Consider the following 12661-nt stretch of genomic DNA (forward strand, 5'->3'; position numbering starts at 1 on the left):
GGTTTGCTCCGGACCAAACAAGATGAGGAGCAGCGCAACCATAGGATTGTTGAATAGACCGCCTGCCTGTGTTTCCTTTCTGTGACGACAGGGAGGAAGGAAAATGCGTCTGGCAGTTCTGACGAGCGCTGTGGCGATCGGGGCGTTGTGCACCCCTTTAGCCTTGGCCGACACTAAAGTATTGGTCAAGACACGAACTTATAACATTGCCGGAACCACCGGCGCGGCCCTGATCGAGGCCATGGATCGCAGTGGGCCGAAGCACGGCTTCATGACCCACGCCATCGCGCAGACCGGCTACAGCGTCGATGATTGGACCTTCGACGCCTATACGGAAAACGGCGTCTGCCGCCTGCGCCAGGCCAACGGGACGCTCAATCTCTTCTATACCTATCCCAAACTAGCCTCAGCCACGTCGCCGGCACTGCAGAAGCGGTGGAAGCGGTTCTTCGCTGGCGTCCGCGCCCATGAAGAGACCCATGGCCGCATCGCCAGACAGATGATGCGGGCCACCGAAAAGTCGGTTCGAGGGTTGACAGTCGGTGATGACCCGCACTGTTTCGAGGCACGTCGCGAGGCAAAGCGCCGGATCAATGCCATCTATGCCGAATATGAAGCAAAGCAGAAGGCCTTCGATGCGCGCGAGCATCGCGACGGCGGCCCCGTCGAGCACCTCATCCGCGCTTTTGTGGGCCAATAATAAGCCAGGGTAGAGATTGGACTGCGGATTTTCAGCTTCGGGCCCCGCCAGGCAGCGCCGCAAGTGCGGTCGCCGTCTGGTGCTCGTCGAGCGGCTCTTGTCCACCCGAGCGCAGCGAAAATTCCACCAGCACCGGCAGATGGTCTGAGCCGGTGTCCCCAAGGGTCGACGCCGAACGGATGGCGATAGCGCCCTTGCTGAAAACCTGGTCGATCGGCAGTCCGGCGAAGCGCAGGAAATCCGGCAGCTTTCTGTAGAGCCAGGTCGGCCCGACCGATGGCATTACAGTCAGCTTGCCAAGCGATGCGACGCGCCGGACAGCGGCGCTCCATGGCGCTGCGTTGCAGTCGCCCGCCAGGATCGACGTCTCGCCAAGCGAGACGATTTCGTTCGACAGTCCGTCAATCTGCCGTGATTGGTTGTGCGGCCATGGCCAGGTGAGGTGGATGGCGGCGACATCGACGTCGGTTCCGCCGAAATCGACCGTAGCGATTGCCATCGCGCCGCGGCTGTCGCAGTGCGGCTCTGTGCCCGCGGCAAACGGTCGTCTGGACAGCAGCGCAACGCCGAACACGCCATTGGGATACGGGCAGAGGATCCGGTAGGGATAAGCGCCGGACAGCAGCCCAAGCTTTGCCTTCCACATTTCGGACACCTCATCGAGGGTGATCACATCAGGCTGGGTCCGGCCGATCAGCGACAGCACCTTCTCAGGCGTTGGATTGTTGAACCTGAGGTTCATCTGCAGCAGGCGGTAGTCCGCCTCGCCGCCGGGCCTGGCGTCGTAGGCGGCCTGCACCTGCCATAGCCGCGAAAGCGGCAAGGCATTCGACGTGGTGGCAAAGGCGGCCACCGCAAACAGCAATCCGGCGGCGGCCTGCAGGCGAAACGAGGTGGCGAGCAGCGGCAGCGCGCAAAGCGCCATCAAGAAGGCAAAATGAACGCGGAAATGAGCAAAAGAATCGAAGGCCGGATGCAGCGATCCGAAGAACCCGGCCACCAGCGCGACCGAGAGTGCAAGCATTGCGACGAACGCCAGTGCAACCGTCATGTCTCGAACACGTGCCATCGCTTTGTCTATCGGCAGAAATGCGGCTCAATCAAGATGACGAAACGTCCTGCCGTGGACCGACACATGCGATCGGCAGCTACTGGAAGGCAGTTTCCGAAAAGCTCCTGAGCTTGCGCGAATGCAGCCGCTCCATCGGCATTTCGGCCAGCTTCTCCATCGCCCTGATGCCGATGGTCAAATGCTGCGCCACTTGCCGCTTGTAGAATTCGGTCGCCATGCCAGGCAGCTTCAATTCGCCATGCAGGGGCTTGTCGGAGACGCAAAGCAGCGTGCCATAGGGCACCCGGAAGCGAAAGCCGTTGGCGGCGATCGTCGCCGATTCCATATCGAGCGCGATCGCCCGCGACTGCGACAGCCGCTGCACCGGCCCGCGCTGGTCGCGCAACTCCCAATTGCGGTTGTCGATGGTGGCGACGGTGCCGGTGCGCATGATGCGCTTGAGGTCGTAGCCGGAAAGCCCGGTGACCTCGGCGACCGCTTCCTGCAGCGCCACCTGGATTTCAGCCAACGGCGGAATCGGCACCCAGACCGGAAGGTCGTCGTCGAGGACATGGTCTTCCCGTACATACGCATGCGCCAGCACATAATCCCCCAGCGCCTGCGTGTTGCGCAGACCGGCGCAATGGCCGAGCATCACCCAGGCATGCGGCCGGAGCACCGCGATATGGTCGGTGATCGTCTTGGCGTTGGAAGGGCCAACGCCAATATTGACCATGGTGATGCCGCCATGGTTCGGCTTCTTCAGATGATAGGCCGGCATCTGCGGCAGGCGAGGCGGCGCGGCACCCTCACCGGGCGCGCTGTCCCCGACTTTGGTCACAATATTGCCCGGCTCGACGAACTCGACGTATCCGTCACCGCCATTGGCCATCAAATCGCGTGCACGGGCGACGAATTCGTCGATATAGAACTGGTAATTGGTGAACAGCACGAAGTTCTGGAAATGCTGGGGACTGGTCGCGGTGTAATGCGACATCCGATGCAGCGAATAGTCGATCCGTTGCGCGGTGAACGGTGCCAGCGGCCGTGCCTCGCCCAATGCCACTTCGAACGTGCCGTTGGCGATCTGGTCGTCGGTGCCGTCGAGATCCGGCACGTCGAACAGGTCACGGATCGGCCGTTTAATGCGCTCGGCAGCAGTGCCGTCGACATGCGTGCCTTCGAGAAAGGCGAAATGCAGCGGGATGGGAGTGGTCGATTCCGAAACCGTGACCGGAACGCCGTGGTTGCGCATGATCAGCCGAAGCTGTTCGGTGAGATAGCTTTCGAAAAGGGCAGGCTGGGTGACGGTGGTCGAGAAATGCCCCGGCGTCGGCATGTGGCCATAGGCCTGCCGCGAGTCGATCTGGGTGAACGAACTCGTGGTGACGCCGATCTCCGGATAGAAGGCCCGGTAGCGTTTGTTGTTGTCGCCGCCCGCGGCGAGCGCGGCAAATGAATCGCGCAGGAACTTGGTATTGCGGTCGTAAAGCACCTGCAGGGCGGCGACCGCCTTCTTGGCGTCGTTGAAGCTCTGTCGGCCAAACGGCTCCGGCGTGACGACCGATTCAATGGCTTGGGGATAGATTCGCTTTTCCATGACCCAATATAGAGAGTTGGGCGCGCGGTTGGGAGGGGGTAAGGCGGTCTCAGAACGCTGTTGGGCGTTTTCTTTCCTGCGATTCAACCGCGCCGCAGGCTGACCAGCAGCACAAAGCCGAGACCGGACTTCCTCAGCGCAGGCGCCTCGATGGTCGAACCGGCATCGGCGCGCATCGTCGGTACGGCCAGAACCGGGGCCGCCAGAAGCATTAGGATGAGCGCCGTCCGCGGCAGAAGCCGAAGGGTCTTGAGGACGTTGGCGGTGAGGTGGGTCATGGCGTGGTTTTCTAGATTCTCGCTGTCGGGTTCAGTGGCGAAGCTGGTTCGGGCAACCGAGCCGGCAGGAAATGGCGACGTCCCAGGCGCGGGCCGGACGGCCGGCTTCGGCGACAAGGACAGCGAACAACATGCCGAACAGGCTCATCAGCAGGCAGACGATGGTGAAGCGGCGGGCAAGCATTGCGCGGTGTCTCCTTCAACACGCATGACAATGCCTTGCCCCGGCTGAACCAGCTCTGATGCCGGCGTTCATCTGGGGTTCAAAATGGTTGATGATCTCTGGACGGGCCGCCTTGAAAGCAGCGACCGGTGGCGACGCCGTGGCTGCGAGACCGATAACATGAAAACGGGGCCAACTGGCCCCGCTCATCCCGGCAGGAAGGGCTCGATCAGAGCTTATGCCAGGTCTGGCTCTTGCAGATCAGCCCGCCGAGCACGCAGCCGCTCATCTTGAGCGAACTGCCGGAAAGCGACGCCTTGCCCGAATAGGTCTTGTCGGTTTCCGGGTCGGTTATCGTGCCGGCATATTTGTTGTCGCCGGCCACCTTCAGTGAACCGATGTTCTTGCCGGCAAATTTGCCGGATTTGAGCGTAATCGAAAATGCCCCGCCGCCACCCGAAATGGCGGCAGTCGATCCGGCTTGCGTTTTCCAATTGCCTTCGATCGGATCGGCCCATGCCGCGCCGGTCATCGTTATTGCGGCCGCGAGGGCCAGGCTCACTTGTCGAAACATGTCTCTCCTCCCTCAGGCAAGTCAATCGGGCTCCGCCCCGGCCGTCTGCCCCTTACGCAAACGTAAGCTAGTCCAGCTCTCGGAAAAACAAAAGCGGTGCCGCGACGGAAGGGTTGCGGGTTTTTGCCCGCTCCCGAACGGCCGCGCCGGCGAAAAATGAAACGGGCCGCACACGTCTTTGTGTTCCGTGGTTAGCGGAGTCTTGATCCGCGCCTCGCAAGTTTTCTTCAAATTTTGTGCAAACCGGCGCGATTGCTGGCTTTGTATCCTTAACGAATTTTCGCGTTTACCTCTTGTTTTAGCTTTGTTTTCCTCAAATTAAGCACGCCATTTAACGACGGATTCAAGCCTCCGCGGCATTCTCGAAAGCATCGAAAGAGAGCCGCCCCGAAGGTAGTCAAGGACACCGAGGGACAGACGGAGACACCTCTCGGGAGCCAGAACAGGGGATTTGAAATGGCACGTTTTGAAATGCTTGAAGCCGGCTTCGGCGCCATGGGGGCAACTGCCCAGGCCGATATTCTTTTCGAGTTGGGCATGATGTATGCGACCGGCCGCGATTGCGAGACCGATGTCGTCGCCGCCCACAAATGGTTCAATATCGCCGCGATCAAGGGTTCGGCCCGCGCCGCGGAACTGCGCTCTGAATTGTCGGCCGCCATGTCGAAGGTCGAGATCGCCAAGGCGCTCCGCGAAGCCCGCGAATGGATGACGATGCACTGAATTCGTCAACGTCGACTTCACGGGGGTACTGAGTTCACGACAGGGACGCTTCGGGTCAAAGCCGCGCAGACGGTTAGGCCCGAAAAATCAAGGCCGCGCAAGACGGCAGGGCCAAGAAGATCAAGAACACGGCAGCCGCTGAGCAATAGACAGGGAAGGCGAGCGGGTCCTGGCGCGGCTGCGTTGGGAAGCTCATGACAAAAGCCGCGACCGGCCGGAACAAGGCTGGCGCGGCTTTGTCTTTGGGACCGCGTGTTGCAGGCCCAATCGAGTGCCGACGATGCGCCTAGACAGCTCCGGTGAAGGATGAAATTCTCCCGCCACTCTGGAAGAGGCGCGGCCGGGACGGTCGCGCGAGAGTGGAGGAGTTGTGTCACCATGAAGAAATTCAGTATTTTGAGCGCCGCCATATTTGGCCTGATGATGACCGCGCCGGTCGCCTTCGCCGACGACATCACCTTTTCGGTGGTCGGACCGATGACCGGTCAGCTTGCCACCATCGGCGATCAGTTCAAGCAGGGCGCGCAAGCCGCCGCTGACGCGATCAACGCGGCTGGCGGTGTCGATGGCCGTCAGATCAAGCTCGACATCGAGGATGACCAGTGCGATCCGAAGCAGGCGGTTTCGGTCGCCAACCGCATCATCGCCAATGGTGTCAAGTTCATCGACGGCCACGCCTGCTCGGGCTCCAGCATCCCGGCCTCCGCTGTCTACGCCGAAGCCGGCGCGCTGATGATGAGTCCGGCTTCCTCGAACCCGGTGCTAACCGACGCAGCGGCGAAGGCTGGCTGGCCGACGATCATGCGCCTCTATACGCGCGACGATGCGCAGGGCGCTTTCATCGGTCCATGGATCGCCAAGAAATATGCCGGCAAGAACGTCGTCATCATGCACGACAAGAGCGCCTATGGGCAGGGTGTGGCCGATGCCGTCAAGGCAACGATGAACCAGAACGGTCTCAAGGAGATCCTCTACGAGGGCATCAACGCCGGCGAGAAGGACTACTCCGCGCTTGTTACCAAGCTCAAGGAGCTGAAAGCTGATGTCGTCTATTTCGGCGGCTATCATCCCGAAGCGGGCCTCATCCTGCGCCAGTCGGCGGAGCAGAACCTCAAGTTCCAGCTGATCATGCCGGACTCGATCGCTTCGCCGGAATTCTGGCAGGTTGCCGGTCCGGCCGGTGAAGGCACCATGTTCGTCTTCCCATCGGATCCGCAGGCGAAGCCCGAAGCCAGGGAAGCCATCGCCAAGATCAAGGCCGGCGGCTTCGTGCCGGAGGGCTTCACGCTGTTTTCCTATGCGGTGATCCAGGCCTTCGCCGAAGGCATCAAGCGCGCCGGCAGCGACGACCCGGCCAAGGTCGCTGAAGCGTTGAAGAACGGCCAGCCGATCAGCACGGTTGTCGGTCCGGTCACCTTCGACGAGAAAGGCGACCTCAAGAACGCCAGCTACGACATCAACCAGTGGCACGACGGCAAATACGCCCCGATCCAGCCGTAATGGCCGCGGCGCCGCAAGCTGCGCTGGTGTAATCGAACATGGCCGGGGTCAAACCCGGCCATGTTGTTCTTGGCGATGCCTTTGTGACGCGTTCGAGATCACTTCGTGGATAGGGAAACAGCAGTCAGCTGTGGTTCCTCGGCAAAGCGAACCAGCACGGTTCCGTCGGTGACCTGCGCGCCTTCGGCAGCGATTTCGGCGATTACCCCGTCATGGGGGGCGGCAATGGTGTGCTCCATCTTCATCGCCTCCAGGATCAGCAGCGGCTGCCCCTTGATCACGGCCTCGCCTTTGCCAGCACGAACCAATTTGACCAGTCCCGGCATTGGCGCGCGCAGGCTGCCGGAAGCGGCTGCGGCTTCGTCGGCCCGCGCCAGCGGATCCGGCACGGCAAAACCGTAGCCGATGGCGCCTTCGAAGACCGTGACGTGGCCCGGCCAGCGGGCGAGGCGAGGCGCGGCGCGGAGATCATGCGAATTGGCGCTGTCATAGGGGGCATCCAGCGCCACCTCGAACCGCCCGTCCGGCCGCACCGATACGCGCGCGACGATCCCCTGCTCGCCAAATCTCAGCAGCGTGCGCCGCGCCACCGCGTGGAAATGCGCATAGCCGGCCAGTGACGACCAGGGATCGTCGGAGGACGGCAAGTCGCCCGCACCAGACGCGGCAAGTGCCGCAGCGGCAATCGTCTCACCGCTCGGCGGCGGAACCGCCGTCAGCGCCTGCTGATGCCTGGCGATCAGGTCGGTATCGACATCGCCCGCCGCAAAATCCGCATCAGCGGCCAGCGCGGCAAGAAAGGCGGTGTTGACCGTCGAGCCGGCGATTTCGGTCTGCGACAGCGCCGCGCCGAGTGCCGTGAGCGCCGTCCGCCTGTCCTTGCCATGGATGACCAGCTTGGCGATCATCGGATCGTAAGACGGCGAGATCGCATCGCCGGCGCGCACACCGGTTTCGATGCGCATGCTCGCACCTTCGGGCGCCGGTTGCGGAAATTTTAAATGGTGCAAGGTGCCGGTCGCCGGCAAAAACCCTCTTGCTGCGTCCTCGGCATAGATGCGCGCCTCGAAGGCGTGGCCGGAGAGCGCGACCTCGCTCTGCGTCTTCGGCAGTTTTTCGCCGGAGGCCACCCGCAACTGCCACTCGACCAGGTCGATGCCGGTGACCATTTCGGTGACCGGGTGCTCGACCTGCAGGCGGGTGTTCATTTCCATGAACCAGAAACGGTCGGCCTTCAGACCTTGCGAGGCATCGACGATGAACTCGATGGTGCCGGCGCCGGAATAGTGGATTGCCTTGGCGGCCTTCACCGCCGCCTCGGTCATCGCCTTGCGCAACGCCGGCGTCATGCCGGGGGCAGGCGCCTCCTCGATCACCTTCTGGTGGCGGCGTTGCGCCGAGCAGTCGCGCTCGTAGAGGTGCACGACATTGCCGAAACTGTCGCCGAATATCTGCACTTCGATGTGGCGCGGCTTGTCGACATATTTTTCCACCAAAACGCGGTCGTCACCGAAGGCGGCCTTCGCCTCGCGCCGCGCGCCAGACAGTGCTTCCGAAAAATCATCGGGATGCTCGACGCGCCGCATGCCCTTGCCGCCGCCACCGGCGCGCGCCTTGATCAATACGGGGTAGCCGATCTCGCGCGCCTTGGAGGCGAGCAACACGATCTCCTGCGCCTCGCCATGATAGCCCGGCACCACCGGCACGCCGGCCTTTTCCATCAGCCGCTTAGCCGCGTCCTTCAATCCCATGGCGCGGATCGAGGCCGCCGACGGCCCGATGAAGATCAGCCCCGCCGCGACCACCTGGTCGACGAAGTCGGGATTTTCCGAGAGAAAGCCGTAGCCCGGATGAATGGCCTCGGCACCCGTGGCCAAGGCCGCCGCGATGATCTTGTTACCCCGCAGATAGCTTTCGCCGGCAGGCGAGGGACCGATATGCACCGCCTCGTCCGCCGTCTCGACATGCAAGGCGCGAGCGTCGGCGTCAGAATAGACGGCGACGCTGCGCACACCCATCCTGCGTGCCGTGCGGACCACCCGGCAGGCGATCTCGCCACGGTTGGCGATCAGGATCTTGGCGAACATCGGGCCTCCACAGGCAGAGCTCGCCGCCAACGGCGCGAATTCTCTTCACGCGAGCTGCGGCAATACCCCGCTTTGTAATCTGGCCGTCAAAGGATAGGCAAGCGAGGCCTGCCTACTTGGAGGCCGCGATTTCGCAAGCTCCACCGGTCGTGACCTTGTAATGGCTGCGGGTGGCCTGGCAGGATTTCATAGCCATATCCTCGGCAGCCTTTTGCGAGGGCGCATTCAAGCGCGAGCCGCACATGATGTACAACGAACGCACTCTGGAATACGGAGTGGTCGCATAGGCTGAATGGCCGCTGGCCGCCACATACGCCTTATATGCCTTGGTACACGGCCGATCCGCGGTTGCCGGCAAATACGGGTAGAAACGGACGTCGCCCTTGCTTCCAGCTAGCGATTCGGCGGCGCCAATATTCGGTGCAGAGGCCACGAACAGTGCAAGTACCAATATGGTTGCTCGCCTGATGGATAAAGATTTCATTGCCCAACCCATTTGAAAAACCCAAGACTGGCAGATATTCAGCTATTTGGAGGCGGCTATTTCGCAGCCTCCGCCTGTCGTAACCTTATAACTGTTGCGGGTGGCCTGACAGGATTTTAACGCCAACTCTTCGGCAGCTTGCTGTGATGGTGCATTCAAGCGCGAGCCGCATATGATGTACAGCGAACGCACCCGGGAATACGGAGTGCTTGCATAGGCCGAATGGCCACCGGCCGCTACATAGGCCTTGTAAGCCATGGTGCATGGATCCTTCGGATTCTTCGGCAAATAGGGGTAGAAACGGGTCTCGCCCTTGCTTCCCGCCAGCGATTCCGCCGTTCCTATGCCAGGTGCCGTGAATACAAGAAAGCCGGCAAGTATCGAAGCGATTGTACTTTTGACGTGTCTCGGTGTCATTTTTCCCCCTGGAAGAGCGAACGCCAACAGCATCTCCTACTTGGAGGCAGCGATGCTGCAAGCTCCCGCGGTTGTGACCTTGTAGCTCCTCTTGGCTGACTGGCAGGATTTCAGCGCCTGCGCCTCTGCAGCCTTTTGCGACGTTGCATTTGCACGCGCGCAAATCATGAACTCGGTCGCCCAATTGAATGGAGTCGACGCATAAGCGGAATGGCTGCCGGTCGCCACATAGGCCCTGTATGCCTTCTGACAGCCTCCCGTCGAGCCAGGTGCGAAATAGACGGGATAGCGGCTGTCGCCCTTGCTTCCCGCCAGCGACTCCGCTGCTCCGATACCGGGCGCCCCCAACACGAGCAACCCTGCAAATATGGATACAGTTGTTTTCTGAAAAAGCTGAAGTCTCATCTTCGCCCTATCCCCCATTGCTATCTGGCGCTTTGATGCCGAAAGCTACTTGGAAGCGACTACGCCGCAGCCGCCGACCATGTCCACTTTGAACTTCTTGCGACCGGATTCGCATGACTTAAGCGCGAGCGCTTCGGCAGCCTTCTGGGACGGTGCGTTAATGTGCACGCCGCAGACGAAATACAGGACCCTTGCTCCGGTGATGGTCGATGCGTAGGCGGAATGACCGGCCGCAGCCACATAGGCGTTGTAGGCCTGCCTGCAATTGCCTTCCGAGCCTTGCTGAGGGAGATACACGAAGGAACGCTTGTCGCCGACTTTCCCAGCCAGCGACGCCGCTGCACTGGCGCCAGGCGTCGCTAATATAAGCAACCCCGCAAGTATAGACGCAGTTGTTTCCTTGAAAAGCCGCCGTTTCATCTTCGCCCAATCCCCATTGGTATTTGACATGACCAATAGCCGTGATTCTTTCGGCTGGCCAGATGAAGAAGCAAAAAAATTGGTCTGGAGGTGTGGACGGGTTCGTCGCCCGCGCAGGGTCACACCCTGCCGAGTGCAGCAACGACCCGCTGATACAGTTCGGCCGTCGGCTCGTCGAAGCAGCAGAAAATGACAGTTTCCGGAACGATATTCTGGCCGATGAAGGCACTCACGGTACCGACAGCAATTTGCGTCGCCTGATCCTTAGGATAGCGGTAGACACCGGTCGAGATCGCTGGAAACGCCACCGTCCGGCAGTCCTTTGCGGCGGCGATTTCGAGTGACCGGCGATAGCAGGAGGCGAGCAGCTCGGCTTCTCCTTTACCGCCGCCTTACCAGACCGGTCCGACCGTGTGGATGATGTAGCGTGCCGGCAGCCTGTAGCCCTTGGTGAGCTTTGCCTCGCCAACCTTGCAGCCATTCAGCATCCGGCATTCGAACTCAAGCTCGGGGCCGGCCGCGCGGTGAATGGCGCCGTCCACGCCACCGCCGCCGAGAAGCGAGGTGTTGGCGGCATTGACGATGGCATCGACCGCCAGCTTCGTGATGTCGCCGGTGTGAACGCGAATCCTCTGGCCGACTGCGCTCATCTCACATCCTGAACACGCCGAACCGGGTCTCCTCGATCCCGGCGTTCAGCGCGGCCGACAGGCTAAGCGCCAGCACCTCGCGGGTCTTCGCCGGATCGATGATGCCGTCGTCCCAGAGCCTTGCCGACGAATAGAGCGGGTGCCCTTCATGCTCGTACTTCATCAGGATCGGCTTCTTGAATTTGGCTTCCTCTTCGACGCTCCACTCGCCACCCTTGCGCTCGATGCCTTCGCGCTTGACGACGGCCAGCACCGTTGCTGCCTGTTCGCCGCCCATCACCGAGATGCGGGCATTCGGCCACATCCACAGGAAGCGTGGCGAATAGGCGCGTCCGCACATACCGTAATTGCCGGCGCCGAACGAGCCGCCGATGATCACGGTCACCTTCGGCACCTTGGCCGTTGCGACCGCCATGACCAGCTTGGCGCCATCCTTGGCGATGCCGCCGGCCTCGTATTTTCGCCCGACCATGAAACCGGTGATGTTTTGCAGGAAGACCAGCGGGATCTTGCGCTGGCAGCACAGCTCGATGAAGTGCGCGCCCTTCAGCGCGCTTTCCGAAAACAGCACGCCATTGTTGGCGACGATGCCGACCGGCATGCCGCTGAGGTGGGCGAAGCCGGTGATCAGCGTGGTGCCGTAATTCTGCTTGAACTCATCGAACTCGGAGCCGTCGACGATGCGGGCGATCACCTCGCGCACGTCGTAAGGCTGGCGCAAATCCGTCGGTACGATGCCGTAGAGTTCATGTGGATCGTGAAGCGGCGGAATCGATTTCTTCAGGGCCAGGCTTACAGTCTTGTTCCGATTCAGGTTTTTGACGATACGCCGGCATATTGCCAGCGCATGTTCGTCGTCGAGCGCATAGTGATCGGCAACGCCGGAAAGCCTTGTGTGCACGTCGGCACCACCGAGGTCCTCGGCGGTGACGTCCTCGCCGGTGGCCGCCTTCACCAGCGGCGGCCCGCCGAGAAAGATGGTCGCCTGGTTGCGCACCATGATTGTCTCGTCCGACATCGCGGGCACATAGGCGCCGCCGGCCGTGCATGAACCCATGACGCAGGCGATCTGCGGAATGCCGGCGGCCGACATGTTGGCCTGGTTGTAGAAGATGCGGCCGAAATGATCGCGGTCGGGAAACACCTCGTCCTGATTGGGCAGATTGGCGCCGCCGCTGTCGACCAGATAGACGCAAGGCAGATTGTTCTGCAATGCGATCTCCTGTGCACGCAGATGCTTCTTCACCGTCAGTGGATAATAGGTGCCGCCCTTCACCGTGGCGTCATTGACGACGACCATGACTTCGGTGCCTTCGACGCGGCCGACGCCGGCGATGAGGCCGGCCGAGGAGATGTCCTCGCCATACATCGACCACGCCGCGAACTGGCCGATCTCGAGGAAGGGCGAGCCGGTATCGAGCAATTGGGCAAGACGTTGCCGCGGCAGGAGCTTGCCGCGCGAAACATGCCGCTCACGCGCTTCCTCCGAGCCGCCGTGTTCGACCGTAGCAGCCTTTTCCGCAATATCGGCGACCAGCGCCCGCATGCGCTCGGCATTGGCGCGGAAAATATCGGAGACGGGCGAGATCTGCGAGGTGAGGGGGGCCAT

General features: G+C 61.6%; 14 protein-coding genes and 1 pseudogene. 3 read left to right on the forward strand and 12 right to left on the reverse strand.

The window, feature by feature from the left end; genetic code table 11:
• Positions 1 to 103: 103 nt before the first annotated feature.
• Entirely contained in the window at positions 104 to 700 is a 597-nt protein-coding gene (locus NKH05_RS10310; RefSeq protein ID WP_352481881.1) for a DUF922 domain-containing protein, read from the forward strand.
• A gap of 31 nt (positions 701 to 731) precedes the next feature.
• On the opposite strand, the gene NKH05_RS10315 is transcribed toward NKH05_RS10310, so the two are convergent.
• The 5 genes from NKH05_RS10315 to NKH05_RS10335 form a co-directional block, all read right to left on the reverse strand.
• Entirely contained in the window at positions 732 to 1769 is a 1038-nt protein-coding gene (locus tag NKH05_RS10315; protein WP_353025354.1) for an endonuclease/exonuclease/phosphatase family protein, read from the reverse strand.
• 79 nt (positions 1770 to 1848) lie between these two features.
• Positions 1849 to 3351, reverse strand: a complete 1503-nt coding sequence (locus NKH05_RS10320; protein WP_352494832.1) for an AMP nucleosidase — start codon at positions 3349 to 3351, stop codon at positions 1849 to 1851.
• Between the two features lie 83 nt (positions 3352 to 3434).
• Positions 3435 to 3629: a hypothetical protein gene (locus NKH05_RS10325; RefSeq protein ID WP_352494833.1), complete on the reverse strand. Its 195-nt coding sequence runs from the start codon at positions 3627 to 3629 to the stop codon at positions 3435 to 3437.
• A gap of 31 nt (positions 3630 to 3660) precedes the next feature.
• Positions 3661 to 3813 carry a hypothetical protein gene (locus NKH05_RS10330; RefSeq protein WP_023718367.1) on the reverse strand — a complete coding sequence of 51 codons (153 nt, stop codon included), beginning with the start codon at positions 3811 to 3813 and terminating at the stop codon, positions 3661 to 3663.
• A 208-nt stretch (positions 3814 to 4021) separates the two neighbouring features.
• Positions 4022 to 4366, reverse strand: a complete 345-nt coding sequence (locus tag NKH05_RS10335) for a DUF2147 domain-containing protein (protein ID WP_023718366.1) — start codon at positions 4364 to 4366, stop codon at positions 4022 to 4024.
• A gap of 456 nt (positions 4367 to 4822) precedes the next feature.
• Here NKH05_RS10335 and NKH05_RS10340 point away from each other — a divergent pair, with 456 nt between their 5' ends.
• Both NKH05_RS10340 and NKH05_RS10345 read left to right on the forward strand, forming a co-directional pair.
• Positions 4823 to 5089: an SEL1-like repeat protein gene (locus tag NKH05_RS10340; RefSeq protein ID WP_010915070.1), complete on the forward strand. Its 267-nt coding sequence runs from the start codon at positions 4823 to 4825 to the stop codon at positions 5087 to 5089.
• Positions 5090 to 5467: 378 nt separating this feature from the next.
• A complete protein-coding gene (locus NKH05_RS10345; RefSeq protein WP_352494834.1) occupies positions 5468 to 6589 on the forward strand; it encodes a branched-chain amino acid ABC transporter substrate-binding protein in 1122 nt (373 codons plus the stop codon).
• A gap of 98 nt (positions 6590 to 6687) precedes the next feature.
• On the opposite strand, the gene NKH05_RS10350 is transcribed toward NKH05_RS10345, so the two are convergent.
• The 7 genes and pseudogenes from NKH05_RS10350 to NKH05_RS10380 form a co-directional block, all read right to left on the reverse strand.
• Positions 6688 to 8676: an acetyl/propionyl/methylcrotonyl-CoA carboxylase subunit alpha gene (locus tag NKH05_RS10350; protein ID WP_352494835.1), complete on the reverse strand. Its 1989-nt coding sequence runs from the start codon at positions 8674 to 8676 to the stop codon at positions 6688 to 6690.
• 112 nt (positions 8677 to 8788) lie between these two features.
• Positions 8789 to 9160: a hypothetical protein gene (locus NKH05_RS10355; protein ID WP_023718363.1), complete on the reverse strand. Its 372-nt coding sequence runs from the start codon at positions 9158 to 9160 to the stop codon at positions 8789 to 8791.
• A gap of 42 nt (positions 9161 to 9202) precedes the next feature.
• Entirely contained in the window at positions 9203 to 9577 is a 375-nt protein-coding gene (locus NKH05_RS10360) for a hypothetical protein (protein ID WP_023718362.1), read from the reverse strand.
• A 36-nt stretch (positions 9578 to 9613) separates the two neighbouring features.
• Positions 9614 to 9982, reverse strand: a complete 369-nt coding sequence (locus NKH05_RS10365) for a hypothetical protein (RefSeq protein WP_023718361.1) — start codon at positions 9980 to 9982, stop codon at positions 9614 to 9616.
• Between the two features lie 45 nt (positions 9983 to 10027).
• The gene (locus NKH05_RS10370) at positions 10028 to 10432 is read right to left on the reverse strand and encodes a hypothetical protein (RefSeq protein WP_352909995.1); all 405 of its coding nucleotides are present in this window, start codon (positions 10430 to 10432) and stop codon (positions 10028 to 10030) included.
• Positions 10433 to 10521: 89 nt separating this feature from the next.
• Positions 10522 to 11052, reverse strand: a pseudogene (locus NKH05_RS10375) (O-acetyl-ADP-ribose deacetylase).
• A 1-nt stretch (position 11053) separates the two neighbouring features.
• Positions 11054 to 12661: a carboxyl transferase domain-containing protein gene (locus NKH05_RS10380; protein ID WP_352494838.1), complete on the reverse strand. Its 1608-nt coding sequence runs from the start codon at positions 12659 to 12661 to the stop codon at positions 11054 to 11056.

The sequence above is a fragment of the Mesorhizobium sp. M1399 genome (assembly GCF_040317735.1).
GTDB lineage: Bacteria > Pseudomonadota > Alphaproteobacteria > Rhizobiales > Rhizobiaceae > Mesorhizobium.

Coding starts and splice junctions, on each gene's coding strand:
- NKH05_RS10310 (WP_352481881.1), top strand. CDS start 104: ATGCGTCTGGCAGTTCTGACGAGCGCTGTGGCGATCGGGGCGTTGTGC.
- NKH05_RS10315 (WP_353025354.1), bottom strand. CDS start 1,769: ATGGCACGTGTTCGAGACATGACGGTTGCACTGGCGTTCGTCGCAATG.
- NKH05_RS10330 (WP_023718367.1), bottom strand. CDS start 3,813: ATGCTTGCCCGCCGCTTCACCATCGTCTGCCTGCTGATGAGCCTGTTC.
- NKH05_RS10350 (WP_352494835.1), bottom strand. CDS start 8,676: ATGTTCGCCAAGATCCTGATCGCCAACCGTGGCGAGATCGCCTGCCGG.
- NKH05_RS10355 (WP_023718363.1), bottom strand. CDS start 9,160: ATGAAATCTTTATCCATCAGGCGAGCAACCATATTGGTACTTGCACTG.
- NKH05_RS10380 (WP_352494838.1), bottom strand. CDS start 12,661: ATGGCCCCCCTCACCTCGCAGATCTCGCCCGTCTCCGATATTTTCCGC.
- NKH05_RS10340 (WP_010915070.1), top strand. CDS start 4,823: ATGGCACGTTTTGAAATGCTTGAAGCCGGCTTCGGCGCCATGGGGGCA.
- NKH05_RS10320 (WP_352494832.1), bottom strand. CDS start 3,351: ATGGAAAAGCGAATCTATCCCCAAGCCATTGAATCGGTCGTCACGCCG.
- NKH05_RS10325 (WP_352494833.1), bottom strand. CDS start 3,629: ATGACCCACCTCACCGCCAACGTCCTCAAGACCCTTCGGCTTCTGCCG.
- NKH05_RS10345 (WP_352494834.1), top strand. CDS start 5,468: ATGAAGAAATTCAGTATTTTGAGCGCCGCCATATTTGGCCTGATGATG.
- NKH05_RS10365 (WP_023718361.1), bottom strand. CDS start 9,982: ATGAGACTTCAGCTTTTTCAGAAAACAACTGTATCCATATTTGCAGGG.
- NKH05_RS10370 (WP_352909995.1), bottom strand. CDS start 10,432: ATGTCAAATACCAATGGGGATTGGGCGAAGATGAAACGGCGGCTTTTC.
- NKH05_RS10335 (WP_023718366.1), bottom strand. CDS start 4,366: ATGTTTCGACAAGTGAGCCTGGCCCTCGCGGCCGCAATAACGATGACC.
- NKH05_RS10360 (WP_023718362.1), bottom strand. CDS start 9,577: ATGACACCGAGACACGTCAAAAGTACAATCGCTTCGATACTTGCCGGC.